The organism is Hymenobacter arizonensis (genome assembly GCF_900115775.1).
Taxonomy (GTDB): domain Bacteria; phylum Bacteroidota; class Bacteroidia; order Cytophagales; family Hymenobacteraceae; genus Hymenobacter; species Hymenobacter arizonensis.
Window position 1 is genome coordinate 195,696 of the sequence record NZ_FOXS01000004.1, and the last position, 23,656, is coordinate 219,351.

23 protein-coding genes are annotated in these 23,656 nt (G+C 59.2%); 17 read left to right on the plus strand and 6 right to left on the minus strand.

The features are described 5' to 3' along the window. Nucleotides 1–2: 2 nt before the first annotated feature. From BMZ66_RS15250 to BMZ66_RS15265, 4 genes are all read right to left on the minus strand, one after another. Nucleotides 3–842 carry a sensor histidine kinase gene (locus BMZ66_RS15250; protein ID WP_092675390.1) on the minus strand — a complete coding sequence of 280 codons (840 nt, stop codon included), beginning with the start codon at nt 840–842 and terminating at the stop codon, nt 3–5. Continuing rightward, on the minus strand, nt 821–1,480 hold the full coding sequence (locus BMZ66_RS15255) for a hypothetical protein (protein WP_092675393.1): 660 nt from the start codon (nt 1,478–1,480) through the stop codon (nt 821–823). Before BMZ66_RS15255 ends, BMZ66_RS15250 begins: the two co-directional genes overlap by 22 nt. 48 nt (nt 1,481–1,528) lie before the next feature. Further along, nucleotides 1,529–2,254: a hypothetical protein gene (locus BMZ66_RS15260; RefSeq protein ID WP_092675397.1), complete on the minus strand. Its 726-nt coding sequence runs from the start codon at nt 2,252–2,254 to the stop codon at nt 1,529–1,531. Nucleotides 2,255–2,434: 180 nt separating this feature from the next. Continuing rightward, nucleotides 2,435–3,046, minus strand: a complete 612-nt coding sequence (locus tag BMZ66_RS15265) for a DUF1684 domain-containing protein (protein ID WP_092676132.1) — start codon at nt 3,044–3,046, stop codon at nt 2,435–2,437. A gap of 94 nt (nt 3,047–3,140) precedes the next feature. On the opposite strand from BMZ66_RS15265, the gene BMZ66_RS15270 reads away from it, so the two are divergent. After that, a complete protein-coding gene (locus tag BMZ66_RS15270) occupies nt 3,141–5,603 on the plus strand; it encodes a M1 family aminopeptidase (protein ID WP_092675400.1) in 2,463 nt (820 codons plus the stop codon). Nucleotides 5,604–5,646: 43 nt separating this feature from the next. Here the strand turns inward: BMZ66_RS15270 and radC are convergent, their stop codons facing one another. Further along, on the minus strand, nt 5,647–6,450 hold the full coding sequence (gene radC / locus BMZ66_RS15275; RefSeq protein ID WP_092675403.1) for a RadC family protein: 804 nt from the start codon (nt 6,448–6,450) through the stop codon (nt 5,647–5,649). A 126-nt stretch (nt 6,451–6,576) separates the two neighbouring features. Here radC and BMZ66_RS15280 point away from each other — a divergent pair, with 126 nt between their 5' ends. From BMZ66_RS15280 to BMZ66_RS15300, 5 genes are all read left to right on the plus strand, one after another. Continuing rightward, nucleotides 6,577–7,815, plus strand: a complete 1,239-nt coding sequence (locus BMZ66_RS15280) for a metallophosphoesterase (protein WP_092675406.1) — start codon at nt 6,577–6,579, stop codon at nt 7,813–7,815. Nucleotides 7,816–7,942: 127 nt separating this feature from the next. After that, entirely contained in the window at nt 7,943–8,614 is a 672-nt protein-coding gene (locus BMZ66_RS15285; protein ID WP_092675409.1) for a hypothetical protein, read from the plus strand. A 136-nt stretch (nt 8,615–8,750) separates the two neighbouring features. Next, complete coding sequence (locus BMZ66_RS15290; protein WP_092675412.1) at nt 8,751–9,419, plus strand: carboxypeptidase-like regulatory domain-containing protein; 669 nt, start codon at nt 8,751–8,753, stop codon at nt 9,417–9,419. 172 nt (nt 9,420–9,591) lie between these two features. Continuing rightward, nucleotides 9,592–10,593, plus strand: coding sequence for a UV DNA damage repair endonuclease UvsE (uvsE, locus tag BMZ66_RS15295; RefSeq protein ID WP_092675417.1), 1,002 nt, complete (start codon nt 9,592–9,594; stop codon nt 10,591–10,593). 76 nt (nt 10,594–10,669) lie between these two features. Continuing rightward, nucleotides 10,670–11,023, plus strand: a complete 354-nt coding sequence (locus BMZ66_RS15300) for a hypothetical protein (RefSeq protein WP_092675419.1) — start codon at nt 10,670–10,672, stop codon at nt 11,021–11,023. Between the two features lie 102 nt (nt 11,024–11,125). Here the strand turns inward: BMZ66_RS15300 and BMZ66_RS15305 are convergent, their stop codons facing one another. Continuing rightward, entirely contained in the window at nt 11,126–11,512 is a 387-nt protein-coding gene (locus tag BMZ66_RS15305) for a hypothetical protein (protein WP_092675422.1), read from the minus strand. A 144-nt stretch (nt 11,513–11,656) separates the two neighbouring features. Between BMZ66_RS15305 and BMZ66_RS25575 the strand changes: the two genes are divergently transcribed. The 11 genes from BMZ66_RS25575 to BMZ66_RS15360 all read left to right on the plus strand — a co-directional run bounded on the left by BMZ66_RS25575 (nt 11,657) and on the right by BMZ66_RS15360 (nt 23,591). Next, the gene (locus BMZ66_RS25575) at nt 11,657–12,157 is read left to right on the plus strand and encodes a hypothetical protein (RefSeq protein ID WP_177204753.1); all 501 of its coding nucleotides are present in this window, start codon (nt 11,657–11,659) and stop codon (nt 12,155–12,157) included. 782 nt (nt 12,158–12,939) lie between these two features. Continuing rightward, nucleotides 12,940–13,446 carry a hypothetical protein gene (locus BMZ66_RS15315; RefSeq protein WP_092675425.1) on the plus strand — a complete coding sequence of 169 codons (507 nt, stop codon included), beginning with the start codon at nt 12,940–12,942 and terminating at the stop codon, nt 13,444–13,446. A gap of 419 nt (nt 13,447–13,865) precedes the next feature. Beyond that, the gene (locus BMZ66_RS15320; protein WP_092675428.1) at nt 13,866–14,390 is read left to right on the plus strand and encodes an RNA polymerase sigma factor; all 525 of its coding nucleotides are present in this window, start codon (nt 13,866–13,868) and stop codon (nt 14,388–14,390) included. 8 nt (nt 14,391–14,398) lie between these two features. Further along, the gene (locus BMZ66_RS15325) at nt 14,399–15,313 is read left to right on the plus strand and encodes a HEAT repeat domain-containing protein (RefSeq protein WP_092675431.1); all 915 of its coding nucleotides are present in this window, start codon (nt 14,399–14,401) and stop codon (nt 15,311–15,313) included. Continuing rightward, nucleotides 15,258–16,130, plus strand: coding sequence for a DUF4097 family beta strand repeat-containing protein (locus tag BMZ66_RS15330; protein WP_234795112.1), 873 nt, complete (start codon nt 15,258–15,260; stop codon nt 16,128–16,130). The genes BMZ66_RS15325 and BMZ66_RS15330 overlap by 56 nt, the downstream gene beginning before the upstream one ends. Nucleotides 16,131–16,147: 17 nt before the next feature. Then, nucleotides 16,148–17,008, plus strand: coding sequence for a DUF4097 family beta strand repeat-containing protein (locus BMZ66_RS15335; protein ID WP_234795113.1), 861 nt, complete (start codon nt 16,148–16,150; stop codon nt 17,006–17,008). A gap of 265 nt (nt 17,009–17,273) precedes the next feature. Further along, on the plus strand, nt 17,274–17,822 hold the full coding sequence (locus BMZ66_RS15340; protein ID WP_092675437.1) for an RNA polymerase sigma factor: 549 nt from the start codon (nt 17,274–17,276) through the stop codon (nt 17,820–17,822). Nucleotides 17,823–17,826: 4 nt separating this feature from the next. Beyond that, nucleotides 17,827–18,675, plus strand: a complete 849-nt coding sequence (locus BMZ66_RS15345; RefSeq protein WP_092675440.1) for a zf-HC2 domain-containing protein — start codon at nt 17,827–17,829, stop codon at nt 18,673–18,675. Between the two features lie 200 nt (nt 18,676–18,875). Beyond that, entirely contained in the window at nt 18,876–19,646 is a 771-nt protein-coding gene (locus tag BMZ66_RS15350) for a DUF4097 family beta strand repeat-containing protein (protein ID WP_092675443.1), read from the plus strand. A 300-nt stretch (nt 19,647–19,946) separates the two neighbouring features. Continuing rightward, on the plus strand, nt 19,947–20,699 hold the full coding sequence (locus tag BMZ66_RS15355; RefSeq protein WP_092675447.1) for a DUF4097 family beta strand repeat-containing protein: 753 nt from the start codon (nt 19,947–19,949) through the stop codon (nt 20,697–20,699). A gap of 405 nt (nt 20,700–21,104) precedes the next feature. Then, nucleotides 21,105–23,591, plus strand: a complete 2,487-nt coding sequence (locus BMZ66_RS15360) for a DUF5916 domain-containing protein (RefSeq protein WP_177204754.1) — start codon at nt 21,105–21,107, stop codon at nt 23,589–23,591. The last annotated feature ends 65 nt before the right edge of the window (nt 23,592–23,656 follow it).

A 23,656-nucleotide genomic window follows, 5' to 3' on the forward strand; every position in this document is an offset into this window, starting at 1 on the left:
GCTCAGCCGGCAGCTTGTGCTTGCTGAACCAGCTCGGGCACTTGCAGCTCCACGGCAATGCGAGAGCCCTGGCCCGGCACCGAATGGTGGTGCAGCTTGGCCTGCAGCATCTGCACGCGCACGGCAATGCTGCGCAGGCCCACGCCCGCGTTGGCCGCTTGGGCGCCGACACCTCCCAGCATGTCCGTGCTGAAGCCGCACCCATTGTCTGCCACCGACAGCGTGAGCAGCGTGCCCCGGTGCAGGAGCTCAATGCGCAGTCGCGTGGCGCCCTCAGCGTGCTTCAGGGCGTTGTTGATGAGCTCCTGGCAAATCCGATACAAGGCCAGCTCCTGCGCCAGGGGCACGGGCCGGGGGTAGTCGATTTCTATCTCAATGGCGAGCGTGCCCATCTCATTGCAGATATCGACCAGGTATTGCAGGGCGGCGGCGAGGCCAAACCGCGACAGCACGGCTGGGTAAAGCGTGTGCGATACGTTGCGCACTTCCTGGGCCGCTGAGGTAATGACCTCGTCTACCAAAACCAGTAAGTTGCTGCTGTCGCCGCTGCCGCCGTTTGTCAAGATTCGGCTGATTAGCATCTTGGCCGCCGCAACGGAGGAGCCGATGCCGTCGTGCAAATCACGCCCGATGCGTTCACGCTCACGCTCCTGCGCCTCGACAATAGCCGCTACCAATTGCTGCTGGTAGGTGGCCTCTGCCGAGCGCTGGAGCAGTTGCTGCTGCAGCAAGCGCTTTTGGTACAGCACCACAAACATCACGAGGGCACCTGCCGAGAACAGCATGAACCCAATGCCACCCAGCAGTAACTGGCCAAAGCCTATTTCCGCGGGTGCATCCACAAAGCGAAGCTATAAATACAGTAAAGCATCATATAGAGCACGGCATTAATGGCCCAAATGGTCATGTTTAGCTGCTTGGAATAGCGCAGCAGGTAGTTGCTGAACAGCGCAATCTGCATGTAGCCAACGGAGTAGACGAACAGCCCGGTTGAAACCCAAAACATGGGCTCACGGGTTAGTTGCACTACCCGTAGCTCGTGGAGTAGCTTGCGAAAATACAGCCCCGCCAGGGTCAGCACCAGCAGGTGTTTGATTATTTGCACGCTGGGCTTGAAGCGGGCCATTTCCGGGAAGAGCAGGCTGTCGAGCAGCACGTAGGCCGTGAAGCTGGCGATGAGCCACGGCGCAGCTTTGGCAAAGGACGCCGACTGCAGGGCCCGGCGGTAAACCAGCACCAGCAGCCAGAACTCGCCGGCCGCATCGAGGGGCATCAGAAATAGGTTGGACCGGTGCTGCATGCGCAGCAGGCGCGATATCACCTCAATGACCAACGCGAACCCAATGAGCCCAACGAGGTAGCGCAAGGCTGGCGGCAGCCGGCGAAAGCGCGTGAGCCCAATTAAAAACGCCACAACAACCGGCACCGGTGCCAGTTGAATCAGCAGCGTTTGGAGCGGAAAAGCAGAGGAGTCGGCCATGGCAAAAGATGCCTTATGCGGCAAAGCCAGCGCGGCCGGGCAGCGAGCTTAGCATGTGGGAGGGCAGGGGGCCGATACGTCGTAGAAAGGCGAAAACTCCTCTAAGTTGGCGCCGGCTGGGTTGGCATTTCCAAGGTTAGCCAAGTGCACCACCAAGCCAAAACTGTGCACCTTGGCATCGGTGTCGGGCCCGGTGCTGCGATAGAATTCGTGCAGCCCGAAGCTGATGCGCAGGCTTGCCTGCTCCAGCTGCGCTGGGCTCGCTTTCTTGAGCTCAGAAAGCGGCTTCATGAAGTCCTTCAAATCGAAGGTGTAGCCCCGCAGGGGCCCGTAAGTGGTGTCAAATAATGCCGGGCTCACTTTTTTCAGGGCAGCCCATTGCTGTAACCACTTCCGGGCCAGGATGTCGGCCACGTTCATGCCGTCGGCGTCAGTTATTTCTTTTTCCACCAACTCGTTGGTAGAGTAGTACGAGGACAGGCGGGCGCCCAGCCTGTCGGTAGCCAGCAGGGCCAGGGTGAAATAGGGCTTGGCGGCGCTGCTGTCGTTATTAATAATAAAGCGGGCCTTAATGTGATGCGCCCCAACCGTGGAGAGCAGCTGAATGACGTCGGTGAGGGGAAAATCCACGCCCTGAATCAATTTGTTTTTGCTGGCCTGGAACACTTCTTGCAATTCGGCGCCGTTGGCAGAATGAGTTAGCCGCGTCCATTCGGCGGCATATTGCTCAAATTCGTGTTGGCTGATAATGCCCGAGGTTTTGACGAGGCTCATGATAGCAGAAATAAGGGAGTTGTTGGCACAGTGCCAAATGTATGCCCTAACCTCGACTATCTACCGTGTTTTGTTTGACCAGTACGTTTTATAATTCAAGCAGTTAAATCATAAATATCCCCGAGCTTTTAGGGCGTCGGACTTCTACCCGGCCTGAGCTGCAAAGAGGGTGCCCGGTATTTATTCGTGAAACGACTTCTCCCCAGCCGGAATCGCCACTTCCAGCCGGTTATCGGCCGGGGGCACGGGGCAGCTGTAGTCGTTATTGTAAGCGCAGAAAGGATTGTAGGCAGTATTAAAATCCAGCTTCAATTCAGCCACATTAAGCTTGGGCAGCGGCGCGTCGAGGTAGCGGCCGCCGCCGTAGGTTTCGCGGCCGTTGGTAAGGTCGGTGAAGGGAATAAATAGCGTCGAATCTTTACCCGTGGCTTTTAAATAAATACCTAATTGATGGGAGGTTTTATTAAAAGTGAATTGCGCCTTGCCCCAGTTTAAATATTTCTCCGCCCGGTTGTCGCTCATTTGCATGGAAATAGTATCCGGTTTTTCGTTGCGGATAATGGTGGCATTAATTACAAATGCTAAATCGGCGGGGTAATATTTCAGGCTATCGAATTGCGCTTTTTGCGCATCGGGAATGGGCGATTCGGCGGATTGGCGGAAGGATTGATTTTTTGCTTTGCGGGCTTTGTTTATTTGGGCCGCGTAGGCGCTGGCGTCAAGTTTTGTGTCGTTTAAGGAATAAAATATAATTCCTATTACTGCGACGGCTATTGCTATTTTCTTAATCATGCGAGCATTCTTTTTGAAAAGGTAGGCAACCCGGGGTGCATCGGGCGGCATCTTTGGCCTCAACTACTAGCTGCGGTACTTCCGTGTTCGCCTTATGCGCAAATTCTTTTTGCTTGCTCTTGCTCTGGTTGGCATTGCGCCCGCATTCGCCCAACAGCCGGCTTCGACTATCTACCGCGCCACCGAGCGGCAAACCAACCAACTGGTGCACACCAAGCTGGACGTGCGTTTCGACTACGCCAAGCGATACCTCCACGGCCGCGAATGGGTCACGCTGAAGCCCCACAGCTATGCCACCGATTCGCTACGGCTCGACGCTAAAGGCATGGACATAAAAACCGTGGCCCTGATGCAAGGCGACAAGCTCCAGCCGCTGAAATACGATTACAATAAGCGGCAGCTGCTCATCCGTTTGGGTCGCTTGGTGCCGGCTGGCGAGGCTTATACCATCTACCTCGAATACACGGCCAAGCCCGACGAGCTAGGTGCCAAAGGCAGCGCTGCCATTACCGGCGCTAAGGGCCTGTACTTTATCAACCCCGACAGCGCGGTAGCGGGTAAGCCGGTGCAAATCTGGACGCAGGGCGAGACCGATGCCAACTCCGTCTGGTTTCCCACCATCGACCAACCCACCCAGAAAACCACCCAGGAAATCAGCATGACCGTGCCTGCCAAGTACGTCACGCTGAGCAACGGCGCCCTGGTGAGCCAGACGCCCGCTGGCCCCGGTCTGCGCACCGACACCTGGAAAATGGACCAGCCCCACGCTCCCTACCTGTTTATGATGGCGGTGGGCGATTTCAAAATCACTAAGGATACTTGGCGCGGCAAGGAAGTGAGCTACTACCTCGAGCCGCAGTATGCGGCCCAGGCCCGCCAGATTTTTGGCAGAACGCCCCGCATGCTGGAGTTCTTCTCGCAGCGCCTGGGGGTCGATTACCCTTTCAATAAGTACAGCCAAGTGGTGTGCCGGGAGTTTGTGGCAGGGGCCATGGAAAACACCACGGCGTCGCTTTTTGGCGAACAGGCCCAGGGCTCGGCCCGCGAGCTGCTGGATTGGCGGTACGCCGGCGTGGAGCGTGAAATTGCCCACGAGCTGTTTCACCAGTGGTTTGGCGACTACGTGACGGCCGAAAGCTGGGGCCAGCTGACCATGAACGAGTCGTTTGCCAACTACAGCGAGATTCTGTGGGCCGAGCACGAACTCGGTCCCGATGCCGCCGCCCAGCAAGCCGATATCAGCCTGCGCACCTACTTCCGCAACCCCGCCAACTTCCTGAAGCCGCTCGTGCGCTTTCAGTATGCCGATAAGGAGGACATGTTCGACGCCGTGACTTACCAAAAGGGCGGCAACATCCTCAACATGCTGCGGGCCTACCTGGGTGAGGAAGTGTTTTTCCAGGGCCTGCAGCGCTACCTCAAGCAGCAGGCTTTTGGCACCGGCGAGCCGCACCAGCTCCGGCTGGCCCTGGAAGAAGCCTCGGGCCGGGACCTGAACTGGTTTTTTAATCAGTGGTACTACCGCGCCGGCCACCCCGTTGTCACCGTGACTTACCAGTGGGACGCGGCCCGCAAACGCCAAGCCATAGTGGTGCGCCAAACCCAGGCGGGCGCCCCGTTTGTGCTGCCCCTCGCGGTAGACGTGTATACCAAAGGCCGCGCCCAGCGCTACCCCGCGACCCTGCGCCACGCCGTTGACACCCTCTATTTCCCCGCTGCTACCAAGCCTGACCTGGTGAACGTGGACGCCGAAAAAGTGCTGGTGTGGCAGAAGGAAGACCAAAAATCACTGGCCGAATTCGCTTATCAGTACCGCCACGCCCCGCGCTACCTCGACCGCCGCGAGGCCCTGCAGGCGGCCCAGGCCAAAATAGCTGACCCCGTGGCACACAAAATTTTGCTAGCGGGCCTGGCCGACAAGTCGGCGGCCCTGCGGGAACTGGCCGTGGAGGGAATCGACCTCAAAATCCCGGCCCTGCGCAAGGCAGCGGCCCCGCTGCTGGCGAAGCTGGCCGCTTCGGATTCGTCGGTGCACGTGCAGGCGGCGGCCATCAGCGCCTTGGCTACGCTGCGCGACAAGCGCTATGCTCCACTTCTCAGCAAGGCACTGGGCAGCAAATCCTACAAAGTGCAGGGCGCCGCCCTCCAGGCCCTGTTGCCCCTCGACCCAAAACAGGCGCTGGCCCGGGCCACAGCATTCGAAACCGATAACAAGGGGCCCCTAACCGTAGCCCTGGTGACAGTATATGGCCAGGCAGGCAGCCGGGCCCAATGGCCGTTGATACTGGCCAAATACGATGCCGCGGAGCCAACCGACCAGTTCGATATGCTGCCCGGCCTCGGCGACATGCTCGGCCGTCTCGACGACCCGGCCGGGTTAGCTCAGGGCATCGGCCGCATTAAGAACCTCACGGTGAAGTACAAGCCCTACATCGACGCCAGTCGGATTATCGGCTTGCTGCGTCAGGTTCAGGAGCGGCAGTCGAATCGGCCCAATGGGGCGCAAGCTGCGGCGCTGGTGCAACAGGCGGTGGTGGAGATTGAGGCGGCGAAGTAAATGGGCTTGTGGGGGTAGTTTATACCATCGTTTCGCCACCGTACTACAACACCCCCTCATCCGCAAAGCTGTAGTAGCCCTGGTCGGAATAAATAAGGTGGTCAAGAATCGGCAAGTCCAGGAACTGGCCGGCTTCTTTCAGCTTCTTGGTGAGCTGGATGTCGGCGGCGCTGGGGTTGCGGTTGCCGCTGGGGTGGTTATGCACCAGAATGATGCTGCTGGCTAGCTGCTCCAGCGCTTCTTTGAAAATCATTTTGGGGTCGGCTACGGTGCCGGCCACGCCGCCGCGGCTGATGGCGGTTTTGCGCATCACCACGTTGGCGCGGTTGAGGAGAATGACCCAGAATTCCTCGTGGGGCAGGTCCATCAGGTTGGGGCGAATCAGGTTGTAGATGTCGCGCGAGCAGGTGATGGTGGTGCGCGGGGCAGCGTCGGCTTCTTTGCGGCGGCGGCCCAGCTCCAGGGCGGCCACCACCGTGATGGCCTTGGCCTCGCCGATGCCCGGGTGGCGGCAGAGCTGCTTCACGCTTTCCTTCGCCAACGCATTTAGGTCGTTGCCCACACCTTGCAGCATGAGCTTGGCTACGTCGACGGCGGTGAGCTTGGTGGTGCCCGAACCCAGCAGAATGGCGATGAGCTCGGCATCGGACAGGGCAGCGCGGCCTTTGGCCATCAGCTTTTCGCGGGGCCGGTCTTCCTCGGCCCAGCTCTTGATGCCCAGGGCGCCGGGCGGCGCGTAGTGTGGGGCCGTACCCGGTGGGGCCGTGCCCGGTAGGGGCGTACTCGGCAGGGGAGGCGTGGGGCTGGGAAGAGTGAAAGGTTCGGTCAGGCTGTCAGGGGCTTCCATGCGGCACGGCGTTGGTAGAGGGGAAAATGTGAACTAAATGTAAAGCAAAAGCGGACCGGCTGCGTTTAAACACCCAGCCTTCTTTGGCGTTAAAGACCAGCGGCACGGGCCGCTTTTTTTCTGATTATGCGAAATCCAATTGTTCCTTTTTTGATTCTGGCAGCTATTCTGTTGGCCGAATGGTATGGTTACCAAGCAGTGCGTACCGCGTCGCAGCATTTGTCGCCGGGGACGCGGCGGGGCATTGCGGCGGCTTACTGGGTAGTATCCCTGAGCTTGTGGGGCCTGGCATTTTGGGCCGGCAGCACCCGCCAGTCCGGCAACACCGTGATGAAAAGCTACCTCATGAGCCTGCCGCTGCTGCTGCTGGCCGGCAAGCTGCTCATCTTCGTTCCGCTGCTGCTCGAAGACCTGACCCGGCTGGCGCGCTGGGCCGTGAGTTCGGCCACCCGGCCCGCGGGCGTGGAGGGCGATGCCATTCCGCGCAGCGAGTTTCTGGCCAAGCTGGCGCTGGGCATTGGCGCCATTCCGTTTGCGGCGCTGCTGTGGGGCATGGTGAAGGGCGCCACCGACTACCAGGTACGCCGCGTCACGCTACGCTTCCCCAACCTGCCGCCGGCCTTCGATGGCTTTAAAGTGGTGCAGATTTCTGACCTGCACACCGGCAGCTTCAGCTCGACCGAGCCGCTACAGCGGGCCGTAGAAATGATTAATAAGCAGGGCGCCGACCTGGTGCTCATGACCGGCGACCTGGTGAACAACCGCGCCACCGAAGTTGAGCCGCACATTCCGGCCCTATCCCAAATCAAGTCGGAACTACCCATTTTCTCCAGCCTCGGCAACCACGACTACGGCGACTACGTGCAGTGGGAGAGCATGACCCACAAGGTTGAGAACCTGGAGCGCCTCAAGCGCAACCACGCCAGCATGGGCTGGACGCTGCTCAACGACACGAGCCACACCATCACGCGCGGCACCGACAAAATCGCCGTGCTGGGCATTCAAAACAGCAGCTCCCATCTCAATTTTCCCACCTACGGCAACCTGCCTAAAGCCCATGCTGCCAGTGGCGACGCGCCGTTCAAAATCCTGCTTTCGCACGACCCTTCGTACTGGGAAAGCAACATCCTGGAGTATCCCGACATCGACCTTACCCTCAGCGGGCACACCCACGGCATGCAGTTCGGCGTGAACCTGCCCTTCCTGAAGTGGAGCCCCGTGCAATACGTGTACAAGCAGTGGGCCGGCCTGTACGAGCAGGGCCGCCAAAAGCTCTACGTAAACACCGGTTTGGGCTATTTGGGATACCCGGGCCGGGTGGGTTTCCTGCCCGAAATCACCCTATTTGAGTTGCGTCGGGCATAGCCAAAGCAGAGTTCAAAGGGAGTAAGAGGCAAGGGATATATAGTTGAAGCAACATCTGCGACGGCCCCGCCGTAAAGGGCGCTTAACAACTCAACCATACCGGTTGTTTCCCCTTAATTCTCAAACCATGAAAAATTCCCTTTTGATTCTCGCGGGCGCTGCTGCCCTTTCGCTGGCTTCCTGTTCGCAGGAAAAAACCACCGACACCACTGTAGCCGGTGGCGAAGGCATGACCACGACAACCACCACCACGACCACCGGGCCAATGACGGAAGCCCAAATTGAGGCCCGCGCGCAGCGCATTGCCGACAAAATGGTGGCCGATATGAAAATTACGGACGAGGCTACCAAAACCAAAATCCGCACCGTGTACGTGAACCGCTACCGCCAGATGGGCGACATGCAGAGCCGGTACACCACCGACACCACCGGCATGGCCGCTTCGATGCGCGAAGCCAACATGGCCACCGACGAAGAGCTGAAAACGATTTTCACCAACCCCACGCAGTACCAGGCTTACGAAGCCAGCCGCCCCACCTACTACGAAATGGAGCGCGCTGAGCCCGCCATGTCGTCTTCGGCCGACATGAGCTCGGAGATGAGCGAAACGTCGTCGGACATGGACGCCAGCGCAAGCGGCACGGGTTCGATGTCGGCCAACAAAGGCGAGAAAATCAAGATGAGCTCCGATGGCGACATCAAAATCAAGGATGCCCAAGGCAACAAAACCAAGGTTGACGGCGACGACGGCACCCTGAAAATGAAGAACGCAGACGGTTCGAAAACCAAGATTAAGTAAGGTTCGGCGGCTTGCTGCCAAGTCTTTAGAGCCCGCGCCTGCAACGGTGCGGGCTTTTTTTGTCTCCCTGGTGCACAACTTTGCGGTTGAATTGTGTTAGTTGGTCGTAATAAGTCAAGGCGTATTGGATACAGGAATGACCAGTAAGGGAGGCATGAGGCGGTGGCTGCTGGCTGCGGCCTTGCTGTGGTTGGGTGCGCTGGGCACGGCCCAGGCCCAGCAGCAAGTGCGGGTGAGCGGCACTGTTTCGGCCGCCGACACGCGCCAGCCCATGCCCGGCGCCACCGTGCAGGTGCAGCGCACACGCCGCGGCGTGGTAACCGGTGCCACCGGCGAATTTGCTGTAGACGCTCTGGCCACCGACACGGTACTTATTCGGGCGCTGGGCTTCAAACCCCAACGGCTAACGCTGGGCAACACAGGCCTTTCGCAGCTCGTTGTGCGCATTCAGCTGGTGCGCGACAGCGTGCGCCTGGGCGAAGTACAAGTGGTTAGCGACCGCGCCGACCGGGCCGAAATCAACCGGGCGCTGCGCAACATGAAGCGGCCCGCTCAGCCGGTGGTAAGCGGGGCCAAGCGCCCGCCCAAGCCCAAGCCCCTCTTCCCCGTCGACTCTACCGCACCCAAGGCCCCGGTGCCTACCATTGCCAGCCCGGTAAGCTTGATTTATGAGCAGTTTTCGCGGGAGGGCAAGCAGCGCAAGAAGATGGCGGAAATAGAGGCCCAGCAAAAAGCTGAGAAGGCCAGGAAGGCCAAGGCGCAGTATAACAAGGCGTTTAAGGACAATCGCGGGTACGAGCCGTAAGAGGGGAGCAAAAAGGTCATGCTGAGCGCAGCCGAAGCATCTCGCGTGCAGTACTAAACCAATCCATTGGATTGCTAACACAGGCGAGATGCTTCGACTGCGCTCAGCATGACGTTTCTTTTACTTACTGCTCATTAATAACTGCCATCTGCTCTTTCGCGTAAGCCCGGATATGAAAATCGGGTATCCCTGCGTGAATGAGGCGATGGATTGCAGCGCCGCCAATACCTTCCGGCTGGCCTCCTATTCGGAAGAGCGGCTGCTGGCCGCTGTGACGGCCAACCTCACCTGCCTGCGCCGTATGCTGGAGTGGAACGTGGCCCAGGGGCTGCTTTTTTTCCGGATGGGTTCGGGCATTGTGCCCTTCGGCTCGCACGAAATCAACACCTTTCCCTGGCAGACGCACTTTGCGGCGGAGTTCCAAAGCATCGGCGACTACATCAAGGCCAACGACCTGCGCGTCAGCTTCCACCCCGACCAGTTTGTGGTGCTGAACTCGCCCAGCCCGGACATTGTGCGGCGCAGCATAGAGGAGTTGGTGTACCAAGGCTCGATGCTGGACCTGATGGGCCTGGACGGCACCGCCAAGCTGCAGATTCACGTGGGCGGGCTATATGGCGACCGGGAATTGGCTATCAGCCGGTTTGCCGCGGTGCACGCCACCTTGCCCGATGCCGTGAAGGCCCGCGTAGTGGTGGAGAACGACGACCGGCTGTTTCCCCTCCGCGACTGCCTGCACCTGCACGAGCTCACCGGCGTGCCCATCCTCTTCGACAACTTCCACCACGAGTGCCTCAACCACGGCGAGCCCATGCCCGAGGCCCTGCGCTTGGCCGCCGCCACCTGGCACCCCACCCGCGACGGCGTGCCCATGATGGACTACAGCTCGCAGGCCCTGGGCGAGCGCAAAGGCAAGCACACCGACGACCTCGTGGACGAGCGGTTCCGAGAGTTTCTCACCAACCTGCAAGGGCTGGACATGGACCTCATGCTGGAAATCAAAAACAAAGAAGCCAGCGCCTTGCGCGCCGTGGCCATTCTGCGCGAGCTGGGCCTGAGCGCCCCTGCGCCTAACATTCCCACCCCGCCGCTCACCCTGCCGCCCGACCCCAACGCGCCCCCAAAAGCCAAGCGCGCCAAGAAAGCAGTTTCGGCCAAAACCGAGGAGCTGTAAGCGCCCTTGGTAGCAGCCAAGGCTGAGTGACTCGGCTCAGCTTATTATTTGTACATCATTTCCTTTCCCTCTTCTTATGCCTTTCGACCACCTTCACGCCACCGTCAGTGCCCTCAAAAACGGCCTCACCAGCCTGCCCTTGGGCTCGGCCATCGACAATGTTGAGACCTGGCAGCAGCAGTTTATGCAAAGCGGCGAGCCCGGTCTGCAAGACATCGGCCGCGAACTCGGCAACCTGCAGTCCATCCTGACCAGCGGAGCGTTGGGCGCCACCGACATCGGCAATACCCTCTCCATTCTCGGCAACCAAGTCGCCCAAGCAAGTGCACAGGCGCCCGATGAAGCCAAAAAGCCTCTCACCGAACTAGCCGACCTGCTGCGCCGCCACGGCAGCGACCTGCTGGCCCACGCCGAAAAAGGCCAGAAGTAGTCTTCGCTGAACGACACAAGAAAGCCCCACCTGGATACCAGGTGGGGCTTTCTTGTGTCGTTCTATTTATGAGGGGCCTTGCTTGCTGTCACAAGCGCCAGCCTACGGGTGCTGCTGCCCGTTGCTGCTGCTGCTCCGGCGCGAGCGGCTCGGTACTACTTCGGTTGACTGCCGCGGCCGGTTGTCCCGGATGATGGGTTGCTCGCGGATATCAGGCTGGGCCGTGGGCGATAGCTCCGGGGTGGCGGCAGGCGTGTAGGCACCTTGGTCAGAGACCTGGCGGCTGGGTTGAGCATCGCGGTTAGTGGCGGTGCGTTGCACTTGCGATGGCCCCTGAATGGTGCTCTGGTTGAGGGCCGGGTTGACGGGCGGGATGGCCGTCTGGCCCTGGCTGCCCCCGCGCACCGGGGCAGACGGGTCGAAGGGCACGGTTTGGGCCTGTGCCGTAGCGGTCAGGAGTACGGCCGCGAGTAGTAAGTACATTTTCATAAGAATTGGTAGTAAATGAGTATAAAGCCAAAAAGCCGGCTGCTTCCAAGGAAACAGCCGGCTTACAAACGCTTACGGCTCTGAGCCGCAAAAGGTTACTAGTTGTTAGAAGAGCTACGGGTGTTGGTCTTCTTGGTTTTGGTCTTGGTAGCACGACCCGATTTGCGGGTGCTCGAAGAATTGTCGCTGCCCGACATGGTGCCGGTGCCGCTGTTATCCATCGTGCCGCTGTTGTCCATTGTGCCCGACGTAGTGCCCATCGTGCCGCTGGTCGTGCCCGACGTGGTACCCATCGTGCCGCTAGTGGTGCCCGACGTGGTGCCGCTGGTCGTGCCCATCGTGCCCGAGGTAGTACCCATGGTACCCGACGTGGTGCCGCTGGTAGTACCGCTGGTGGTGCCCGAAGTAGTACCCATGGTGCCGCTAGTAGTACCCATCGTACCGCTGGTGGTGCCCATCGTGCCGCTAGTCGAGCCCGAAGTGGTGCCCATGGTACCGCTGGTTGAGCCCGAGGTAGTGCCCATGGTGCCGCTGGTGGTACCCGAGGTAGTACCCATGGTACCCGATGTGGTGCCACTGGTAGTGCGGGCGCCAGTAGTGGTGCCGCTGGTAGTACCGCTGGTGGTGCCCGAAGTAGTGGTTTGAGCGAAAGCAGCAGTGCTCAGGCCCATGGTCAACAATGCGGCGATTAGGATTTTGGTCGTTTTCATGTTCAGTAGGTTAGAAATGTGGAAGGGAAGGGTAGGCTATAAGTTAGAATGGAAAAGGGTGCTTGCTGCTAGGCGGCGACACCGGCTGCTTGTACGGTAGAGGTATCGATTGCGTTGGCAAAAACGTGATAAGAATCCTTTGTAATATCTATAAAATCAAGAACTTATAATATATTATGTAGCTCTTATACAGACTATAAATAGCAAAATTGCCGAGCTGTATGCCGGCGTCTTCGAACGAAATGACATAGTTCTTTAACCTTCACGGATTAGCTCGATGGCTACAATCAAATCTAAAATCCTATCGCATCGGGTTGGACTCGCTAGCGGCGTAAGCGCCCTAATCAGAGGCTTAGCGGCTCGGTTGGGCATCGCGGTTGGTGGCGGTGGGCTACACTTGCGACGGCACCTAAATGGTGTTTAATTAAGGGACCGGTTGGCGGGCGGGATGGCAGTCTGGTTCTGGTTGACCCCGCGCACCGGTGCCTGAGGCCACGGCTTGAACTCGTGCCGTGGTATTCAGGAATAGGCCTGCCAGCAAGAAATGACTTTTTATAAAGCTTAGCACCAAGAACAAAGCAAAAAGCCGGCTGCTTCGATAGAAGCAGCCGGCTTTTTGCTTGTTTGCGGCCTTGAACCGCTAATGTTTACTGATTAGAAGAACCGCCCTGGCCGGACGAGCTTCTCGAAGAGCTGCGGGTGTTGGTCTTCTTGGCTTTGGACTTGGTGCCACGGCCCGAGTTGCTGCCGGAACGGCTGCCGCCGCTGCCCGACATGCTGGAACCACTAGTGCTGCCGCTGCCACTCGTAGAGCCGCCCATCGAGCCGCTGGTGGTGCCCATCGAACCCGACCCTGAGCCGGAACCTGAGGTAGTACCCATCGAGCCGCTGCCGCTGGTAGTGCCCGAAGTAGAGCCCATAGAACCGCTGGTAGTTCCCGAAGTGGTGCCCATCGAACCGCTGGTAGAGCCAGCCGTGCTGCCACCAGTCGAGCCCGAGGTCGTACCCATCGAGCCGCTGGTGCTGCCGCCAGTGGTGCCACTGGTGCTGGTGCCGCGCGAGCCCGAGGTGCTGCCACTGGTCGAGCCCATTGTTCCGCTGGTGCTGGCGCCCGAGGTAGTGCCCATCGTTCCGCTAGTGCTGGTGCCTGATGTAGTGCCCATAGAGCCGCTGGTAGAGCCAGTCGTGCTGCCGCCAGTCGAGCCCGAAGTGGTGCCGGTCTGAGCAAAAGCGGTAGTGCTCAGGCCCGTGGCTAACAAGGCAGCAATCAAAATTTTGGTCGTTTTCATGTTTAGCTAGTTGAATGTGTGGAAAGGAAGAAGGGAACAATAGGTGGCAACCCGAAGGCCTCTGATAAATTAAAACGGGATTAAGTCGTTGGGGGCTTGTACGGCAGGCGGGAGGGGGGCGGTTGCAAAAAAAGCCATTAATTATTTAGCTAAAATAATTAAGCACAGCCATTTACAAATGGGAATCTTCCTCATTATCCAAGGTTAACAGCTGGCAGTGTTGTGGCTCCTGGCTGGGCATTACTGAAAAAAATGCCACATTTCTGTAACCTTCCCAAGTAGGCGCGGTGTCCACAATCAAATACCCTAAAACCCCATCGCATCAGGTTGGACTCGCTATCGGATAATGCATTAATGCTGCGGGTGAAAGCCGGCGACGTGGACCGCATGGGACTGCTCTTTGAGCGCTACCATCGGCAGCTCTTTGGCTTTCTCTACCACATGCTGGGCCGGGCCGACGCCAGCGAGGACCTCGTGCAAAACGTGTTCTACCGCATGCTGAAGTACCGCCACACCTTCACCGGCGACGGCGAGTTTCGCACCTGGATGTACCACCTGGCCCGCAACGTACTTGCCGACTACCTCAAGAAGGACCGCCACGCAACCCACCACACCGATGTGGCCGCCCTGGCCGACCACCTCGGCGGAGGCAGCCCCGCCGACGCCGGCCTCGAACAAGCCCAGGACGTGACCCTGCTGCACCAGGCCCTGGCCAAGCTGAGCCCCGATAACCGCGAAGTGCTGGTGCTGAGCCGGTTTCAGGAGATGAAATACGCCCAGATTGCCCAGGTGCTCAACACCACCGAAGGCGCCGTGAAGGTGCGCGTGCACCGCGCCATGAACGAATTGAAAACCGCCTACCTACGCATCGAAAATTAAGCTACGCTATGAACTGTGAACGCACCAAAGAACAATTAGTAGACTACCTGAGCAGTCAACTCTCCAGCGAGGAGCAAGCCGCCCTGCAGGCCCACCTAGCCGAGTGCGCCGACTGCCGCGAAGAGCTGCAAGCCGTGCAGGGCGTGTGGCAAACCCTGGGCAAAGTGCGCGTGCCCGAGCCCAGCGAGCACATCCGCACCGACTTCTACGCCATGCTCGGCACCTTCCGTGAGTCGGCCAAGCCTGCGCCCGACTACTCGCTCAAGGGCCTGTGGCAATGGTGGCTTGAGCTGCAGGTTCCGCTGCCGCTGCTGCGGCTGGTGTACAGCGCCTGCCTGGTAGGAGTTGGCCTCATTGGCGGGTATTGGCTGAACGGCCAGCGCACGTCTACCCAGTCGGCCGACCAGCAGGAAGTGGCCGCTCTGGCCGCCCAGGTAGGCCAGATGCGCCAAGTGATGATGCTGGCCCTCATCGAAAACCCCTCGGCTACCAAGCGCCTGAAAGCCGTGAACTACACCAAAGAGCTGGAAGCCCCCACCGCCCGGGTGGTAGAAGCCCTGCTGAGCACCCTTAACCACGACGACAACGTGAACGTGCGCCTGGCCACGCTGGAAGCCCTCACGCCGCTGGCACAGGACCCCACCGTGCGCCTCGGCCTGGTGAGGGCCCTCAAGTACCAGGACTCGCCGCTGGTGCAAACGGCCCTGGCCGATGCCATGGTGCAACTGCAGGACCCCCGCTCGGTGAAGCCGCTGCGCGAGCTGCTGAAGCAGGACAATCTCGAAGAATCGGTGAAAAGCAAAATCGAACAAAGCATTCAAACCTTGTCTAACGGCCGGTCTGCCGAGCCCATAACCCCTCCATCCAATGACCAGACTCTCGTTTCTCCCCAGCCTCAGCACGCTGCTTTTGTTGCTGTCTAGCAGCGTTTGCTGGGCTCAAAGCAAAGAATTCAAGGAGCAAATCAGCAAGGAGTTTACGCTGACGGCCCCTGCCGAGCGCAGCACGCTGGCCTTGTACAACATTCACGGCTCCGTTGAGGTGCAGGGCTACTCCGGCAACAAGGTGATAGTGGAAGCCACCAAAATCATCCGCGCCAACGACGCCAAAACCCTGGAGGAAGGCAAAGCCGAAGCCACGCTGGGCTTCCTGCAGCGCAACGACAGCGTGATTGTGTACATGGCCGGGCCCTTCGACTCCCGCCCCCGTAACAACTACCGCGGCGAATGGAACCACAAGGAAATAGAGTACCGCTACGAATTCGACTACGTGGTGAAAGTGCCCTACCAGCTCAACCTTCGCATTTCGACCGTCAACCAAGGCTCGGTGCAGGTGCAGGACGTGACCGGCCCGCTGAACGTGAGCAACGTGAACGGCCCCATCAAGCTCGCCAACGTGAAAGGCACCACCAAGGCCCACACCGTGAACGGCAACGTGGAAGCCACCTACGCCGCCAACCCGCCCGGCGCCTCCAGCTACAAAACCATCAACGGGCAGATTAAGGTGAAGTACCCTTCCAGCCTCGGCGCCGACATGCATTTCAAAAGCATGCACGGCGAGTTCTACACCGACTTCGCCAACGCCGAAATGCTGCCCGTGCAAGTCACCAAAAACAAGGAAGGCAAGGGCGGCGGCACCGTGTACAAAATCACCAAGGAAACGGCCGTGCGCATTGGCAAAGGCGGACCTGACTTCCGCTTCGAAACCCTCAACGGCAACGTGACCGTGAGCAAAAAATAGCAAATCAACCAACTACAATGAACTACTCCATTCGAATGGCCTTTGCGCACCCTGTGCGCCTGGCTATCCTCGCCCTTTTGTTACTCAACCACGCCCTGCCAGGCTTTGCCCAGGACGATACCAAAGAAGTTAAGGAACAGCTCGTGGTAGCCCTTAGCTCGCCCAACAAGCCCGGTTCGCTAGAAGTAGGCCTAGTGAACGGCTCCATCCAGGTGACCGGCTACAACGGCAAGGACGTGGTGATTGACGCCTCGGTGCGGGCTCGCAAAAGCAGCCGCAGCGAGCAGCCTGCCCCCGGCGGCATGCGCCGCCTCTCGGCCGGCACCAGCCTCAACCTGACGGCGGAAGAGAAGAACAACCGCATCGAAATTTCTACGGAATCGCACGCCCGGTCCATCGACCTGAACATTAAAGTGCCCCAGAACTTTTCGCTCAAGATTAGCACTGTCAACAATGGCAACATCACGGTTGAAAACGTGGCGGGCGAGATTGAAGTGACCAACGTCAACGGCTCCATTACCCTCAACCAGGTATCGGGCTCAGCCCTGGCCAATACTGTAAACGGCAACCTGATAGCCACCTTCAAAAACGTGAAAACGGGCTCGCCCATGGCCTTTTCCACCCTCAATGGCAAGGTGGACGTGACCTTCCCCAGCAACGCCAAAGCCGCGCTCAAAATGAAATCGGAACGCGGCGAAGTGTACAGCGACTTCGACGTGGAAGTGGACAAGGACCGCCCGCGCGTGACCCGAACGAACCAAAACGGCCTCTACCGCATCAGCACCGATGAGTGGACCTACGGCAAAGTGAACGGCGGCGGCGCCGAAGTGATGATGAAAACCTTCAACGGCAATGTTTACCTGCGTAAGGCCAAGTAGGGCTTGGTTGAAGTAATGTCGTGTGGCTATTAGCTGGTCACACCACCAACTGCTACAAACTACAGCACGTCATGCTGAGCGGAGCCGAAGCATCTCTACTGCGTAACTAATTGATTTTAGTAATGCGGTAGAGATGCTTCGGCTCCGCTCAGCATGACGTGCTTTTTCAGCGCATTATTGAGCCTGCGAAAAAATAGTTTCGACCCCTTGTAACGAATAGACCAAAGCCCGGTACTCCTTTCAACTCACCCCCAAATCCTCACCCGTGACCACCACGAGTACCAGCGACGAAGAACTAATGGCCGCAGTGAAGGGCGATGACCTCGACCAGCTCGTGCCCTTGTTCGAGCGCTACCACGGGCCTCTGTTCAACTACCTCACCCGCCTCACCAACGACCGCGAAACCAGCGAAGACCTCACCCAAACCGTGTTCGAGCGCATCCTTAAATACCGCAGCAGTTACCAGCCCACCCAGCCCTTCAAAGCCTGGGTGTACCAAATGGCCCGCAACGTGCACGCCGACTACTGGCAGCGCAAGGAAAAGCTCCGCGCCTCCGATGTGGAAGAAGTGGAGCGCACCGGCGGCCTGCGCGGCGCAGCATTTTCTCAAATGCGCGTCAGCAGCCACCACGACGACCTCCACGAAGCCCTCGCCCTGCTGCCCACCCCGCAGCGCGAAATCCTGGTGCTGAACCGCTTTCAGGGCTTCGGCTATGAGGAAATCGGAAAGCTGCTGGGCTGCACCGCCGAGGCCGCCCGCGTGAAGGCCCACCGCGCCCTGCAAGCCCTGCGCAAAATCTATTTCGCCAACTAAGCCAATGAAAACGCCTGAACTTTCTGCCTGCCACGAGATGGAAGCCTTGCTCCCGGCCTACGCCGAGCGCAGCCTGCCCGCCGCCGAGGCCGAGCACGTGGCCGCCCACTTGGCCACCTGCCCCAGTTGCCAGCTCCAGGTAACCCAACTCCGCGCCCTCACCGACGACCTCGACGCGGCCCTGCCCGAAGTGCCCCGCACCGCCCTCCGCGCCAACTTTATGGCCATGCTGGAGCAGCAAAAGTCACTGCTGCAACCCCAGGCACCCGCTGTAGCCCCGCCCGCCCCGCCTGAAGCCAAAGTGGTATCGATGTGGCCCGCCGCACTCGCCAACAACTGGATGCGCATCGCCGCCAGCATCGTTCTCATTGCCGCCGGCGTGTTCCTGGGTCGCCAGCTGCCTTGGGGCAACCGGGCCAACGACGGTTTGGCCGCCACCACGGCTGATGCCTCCTCGCGCAATTCGTTGAACGAGGCTCTGAACGCCGGCCGGAACCGCGTATCAGCCAGCGACCGCATCAAGCTGGTGAGCAATTCGGCCAAGGAAACCGAGCCCGGCGACCCCACCGTGCAGGTGCTCCTCAACACCCTCAACTTCGACCCCAGCCCCAACGTGCGCCTGGCTGCCTGCGAAGCTCTCTACCGCCTGCGCGACGACCAACGAGTGCGCGAAGGCCTAGTGAATTCGCTCGCCATCCAAACCGACCCCAACGTGCAAATTACCCTGATTGACATGGTCGTATCGATGCGCGTGCGCCGCGCCGTGCCCCAGCTCGAACGCCTGTCTAAGCGCGCTGATGCCCTGCCCGTGGTGCGGGCCCAGGCCGAGGCCGGCATTGGTAAACTGATTTAAAACCGTCATGCAGAGCGCAGCGAAGCATCTCGCTTGCATCGCTCAACGATTGAGTTATTCCCAAGCGAGATGCTTCGCTGCGCTCTGCATGACGACCTGATTTCACCCATAATTTTTTACCCTTTTCTCACCTCTTTTCTGCACGCGGCGCTGGCACCCACCGGCGCCGCGCTAGGACCTCACTTGTCAACTATTTCAATATGAATAAGCTCATTTTACTCGCTTTGGCGGGAGTGCTGGCCGCCCACACCGGACAGGCCCAGGAATACCGAACCAAACTCGGCGGCAAAGACCGCAAAATCGTCATCGACATGCAGGGCAGCGATGTGACAGTGGAAGGCATCGACGGCAATGACCTCGTGATAACCGGCAACGGCTACGAAGAGCCCAACAAGCGCGCCGAGGGCCTGCGCCCCGTATACAATGCGGCGGTCGATAACACCAAAATCGGTCTGGCGGTGACGCAGCAGGACAACACAGTGCGCATTGTGAAGGCCTCGCGCAAAGACACCAAGTACATCATTCGAGTGCCGCGCAACTCGGCCGTGCAGTACAATCAAACGAACTGGAACGGCGGCGATATCCAACTCGCCAACGTGAACGGCGACCTGGAGATTAACGTGAAAAACGGTGACATCAAGCTCACCAACGTGACCGGCCCCGTGGTGGCCAACACCGTGAGCGGAGACATTCAGGTGCGGTTTGCGCCCCTGCGCCAGGGCCCCACGTCCATCTCCACCGTAAGCGGCGACGTCGACGTGAGCCTGCCCACCAACACCAAGGCCACCCTGAAGCTCCGCTCCGTGTCGGGCGAGGTCTACACCGACTTCGACATGAATCTGGGTAAAGACGACAACAACATGCGGCACATCGGCGGCCAGGTAGTTGACGGCAGCATCAACGGCGGCGGTGGCAACACTGTGTCACTCAAAACGGTGAGCGGCGATATTTTCGTCCGCAAAGCCAAGTAGGACGGCCAAGTAGGATGGCCAAGTAAAAAAGAACGTCATGCCGAGCGCAGCCGAGGTATCTCGCCCGCTTCGTTGCTAGACGTCTGTCATGCTGAGGCACGAAGCATCTTCTCACGCCTCAACGATTAGTTCAGCTGGGATAAGGTGCTTCGCAAGCTCAGCATGACAAATGATTGGATTACTGCTGCACGCGAGATGCCTCGGCTGCGCTCGGCATGACGGTCTGTTTTATCAGCATGACGTCCTTTTTCTGTTCAAACAAATCTCAAATCCAGCCTTTCACCTTCTTTCTCTGCAATCATGCGCTACTGCCTGTTTCTCCTTTTCCTGGTTCTTGCCGCGAGTGGCACCCAGTCGGCCTCGGCTCAGAAAATCATCGAAAAAAGCGCAGACCTACGTGCTGGGCAGCGCATTTACCTCAATCTGAAGCAGGCCAGCAACATCCGCATTCGGAGTGGCGCCAACGGCAAAATGACCGTGAGAACTTCGGTAAACATCAACCAAAACAAGCTCAACGATGCCCTGCTGCTCACCATGGAACAGAGCGGCGAAGAGGTCAAATGGAGTTCGGAGTTCGACAAGGAAATGCTGCGCAACGCCCAGCCCGGCGACTGCCCAAACGGCGGTTCCTATTACGGCGACACCTACAACACCACCATTATCGACGGCAAAGTCATCGGCGGCCATGACCGCGAAGGCCGCACCGTGAACCAGGTTTGTGCCGACATACTATACGAAATCACGGTGCCTGCAGACGCAGTAGTGCGCGTGAACACCATCAGCGGCAACATCGACATTTCGGGCCTCAACGGGGCCATCGATGCCAAATCCATCAGTGGTTTTGTGGACGTGGCCTGGCCCGCCAACAAAGGCGCCGAGCTTTCCCTCAAAACCATTACGGGGGAAGTATACACCGACCAGGACATTGCCTTCACCAATCGCAAGGATAAACCCATCGTGGGCTACCAGCTCAAGGGCACCCTGCAAGGCAGCGGTTCCACCGTCAAGCTCGAATCCATCAGCAACGACGTTTATTTCCGCAAACGGAAGTAACCATTTAAAACAACGAGAGTTTCCACGCGAAATGAGGCTTAGGCAGGCTTTTATCGGGCTTGCCACGCCTCAAAAGGAGCTCTTTATTCATTATCGCATTGCCCTGGCTACATAGGTGGCCAGCGGATTCTAAACAACGGGGTTGGGGCGCCACCGCAAGCCTGGGCTGCAACCCTAGTCGCTGGTGGTCAGAACGCTGGCTGGCGCTTGGTGAGTGACTCGTTGCCAGCCGTTCAGCTCTGCCCCGTTGTGTAGAGATTTTTGGTCGATAAGTAAGCAGCCCAAGCCTACGCTGATTCGTCTTTCCGCACCTTCTGCAAACTAGTCACCAACATGACGTCGACCTTTTCTCTGCGATTCTTCTTATTATTCGGTTGTCTGACAGGGCTTTTCTTGCCGCAGGCAATGGCCCAAGCCCCCGCCGCCGACGCCACGCCCGCCGCCACCTTGGCCCCCAAGCGCCAGCTGGCGGCCCTGCGCATGAGCCAGCCCGTGAAGCTCGACGGCGTGCTCGACGAGGCTGTATGGCGCGAGGCGGCCGTGGCTACCGATTTTATTCAGAACCGGCCCAACCCCGGCCCGCACGAAAAGCACCCCACCGAGGTGCGCGTGCTCTACGACGAAGCCGCTATTTACGTGGGCGCCATCATGCACGACGTGTCGCAGGATTCGATTCCGCGCGAGCTCACCGACCGCGACAATTTTGGCAACACCGACTTCATCGCCATTTTCCTCGATACCTACGAGGACAAGCTCAACGGCTACGCCTTTTTCGTGACCACCGGCGGCGTGCAGATGGACGCCCGCTACTCGCCTGCCAGCGGCGAAGACTTCAACTGGAACGCCGTGTGGGAAAGCCGCACCTCGCTGCAAGGCACCGACTGGGTGGCCGAAATCCGCATTCCCTACTCGGCCCTGCGCTTCAGCACGGCCGCCGTGCAGCAGTGGGGCCTAAACTTTATGCGGCAGCGCAAGCGCGACAACCAGGCCTTTTTCTGGAACGAGGTGAAGCCCGGCGTCGATGGCTTTGTAAACCAGTGGGGCGTGCTCACCGGCCTGCGCGACCTCAAGCCGCCGTTGCGCCTCTCGCTCACGCCCTACGTGTCGAGCTACGTCAATCACAATCCGCTGAACGCCGAGGGCACGCGCCGCACTACCACCAGCTTCAACGGCGGGGCCGACGTGAAGTGGGGCATCAACGAAAGCTTCACGCTCGACGCCACGCTCGTACCCGACTTCGGGCAGGTGCAGAGCGACAACCAGGTGCTCAACCTCTCGCCGTTCGAGGTGCAGTTCAACGAAAACCGCCAGTTCTTCACCGAAGGCACCGAGCTGTTTAACAAAGGCAACCTCTTCTACTCGCGAAGGGTGGGTGCCACGCCCATCGGCTTCTACAGCACCGTGGCCGGCCCCAACGAGCGTATCGTGCGCAACCCCTCCGAGACACCGCTTCTGAACGCCACCAAGATATCGGGCCGCACCAGCAAAGGCCTGGGCGTAGGCATCTTCAATGCGTTGAGCAATAACGTGTACGCCACCATCCGCAACAAAGAAACCGGCGAGGAACGCGAGGTGCTCACGCAGCCCTTCAGCAACTACAACATCGCGGTGCTTGACCAAAGCCTGAAGAATAACTCCTTCGTCTCGCTCATCAACACCAACGTGACACGGGCCGGCAGCACCTACGACGCCAACGTGACCGGCGGCCTGTTCCGCTTCGCCAACAAGAGCAACTCCTACGCCACCGAAGGCCGCGTGGTGTACTCCCGGCGCCGGGGCACAAACTTCAATTCTGAAGAACAAGTCAGCGACCGCGACGGCTATAAATACTACCTGAACTTCGGTAAGGTGAGCGGCAACTTCACCTGGCAGGTTGACCACGGCATCGAGTCGGACACCTACAACCCCAATGACTTGGGCATCCTGTTCGGCAACAACAATATTTCGCAGTCGGCCCAACTGGTGTACCGCAAGTTCAAGCCGTTCTGGAAGGTCAACAACTTCGCCATTTTCGGGGTAGCTAGCCACACGCTGCTCTACAAGCCCACGCTGTATCGGGCGGTTAATTTCTATCTGGGCTCAAACACCACATTCACAAAAAGCTTCAACCAAATCGGGTTCGATTTCAACTACGACCCCGTCACGCACGACTATTTCGAGCCCCGGACCTTCCCACTAGGCAGCCACTACGTGCGAGTGCCCGGCAATGCCCGCATCGAGTGGTTCCTAAATTCGGACTCGCGCAAGAAATTCGCCTACGGCCTCAACGCCGGCCTGCAGCACTACAACCGCGACGAGCGCCTGCCCCGGCCCCGCCGCACGGGCTACAGCTTAGGCGCCTACCCACGCTTTCGTTTCAACGACCACTTCACCATCCGCTACAGCATCGACTGGAGCCTGCGCGCCAACCAAATTGGCTACGTCAACGGCGGAATGGACAGCAACGAAATTCTCGACCGACCTTTCATGGGCCAAATCATGCTCGGCCTGCGCGACGTATCGACGGTGTCCAACGTCGTGTCCGCGGCCTACACCTTCACCAACCGCATGGCCTTCACGCTGCGCGTGCGCCACTACACCAGCAACGTGCACTATAACGGGTTCTCGACCTTGAGCAAAAACGGAGAGGAGCAGCTGGTTGACTACCGTCGCAACCGCGACAACACCTACAACGCCTTCAACGTGGACGCGGTGTATTCCTGGTGGTTCGCCCCCGGCTCGCAAATAAGCGTGGTATGGAAAAATGCCGGCACCACCTACCTGCAGGCCGAAGAAGCCACCCCACAGTACTTCAATAATTTCAACAACACCATCAACACCCCGCACAATAACTCGGTGTCGGTGAAGGTGCTGTATTTCCTGGATTACCTGGCCGTGCGGCCGAAGCGGTAGGGGCACCTCACCCCCCGACCCCCTTTCCCGCGGAGAGGGGGAGCCACGGCGCAAGCACAATGCTC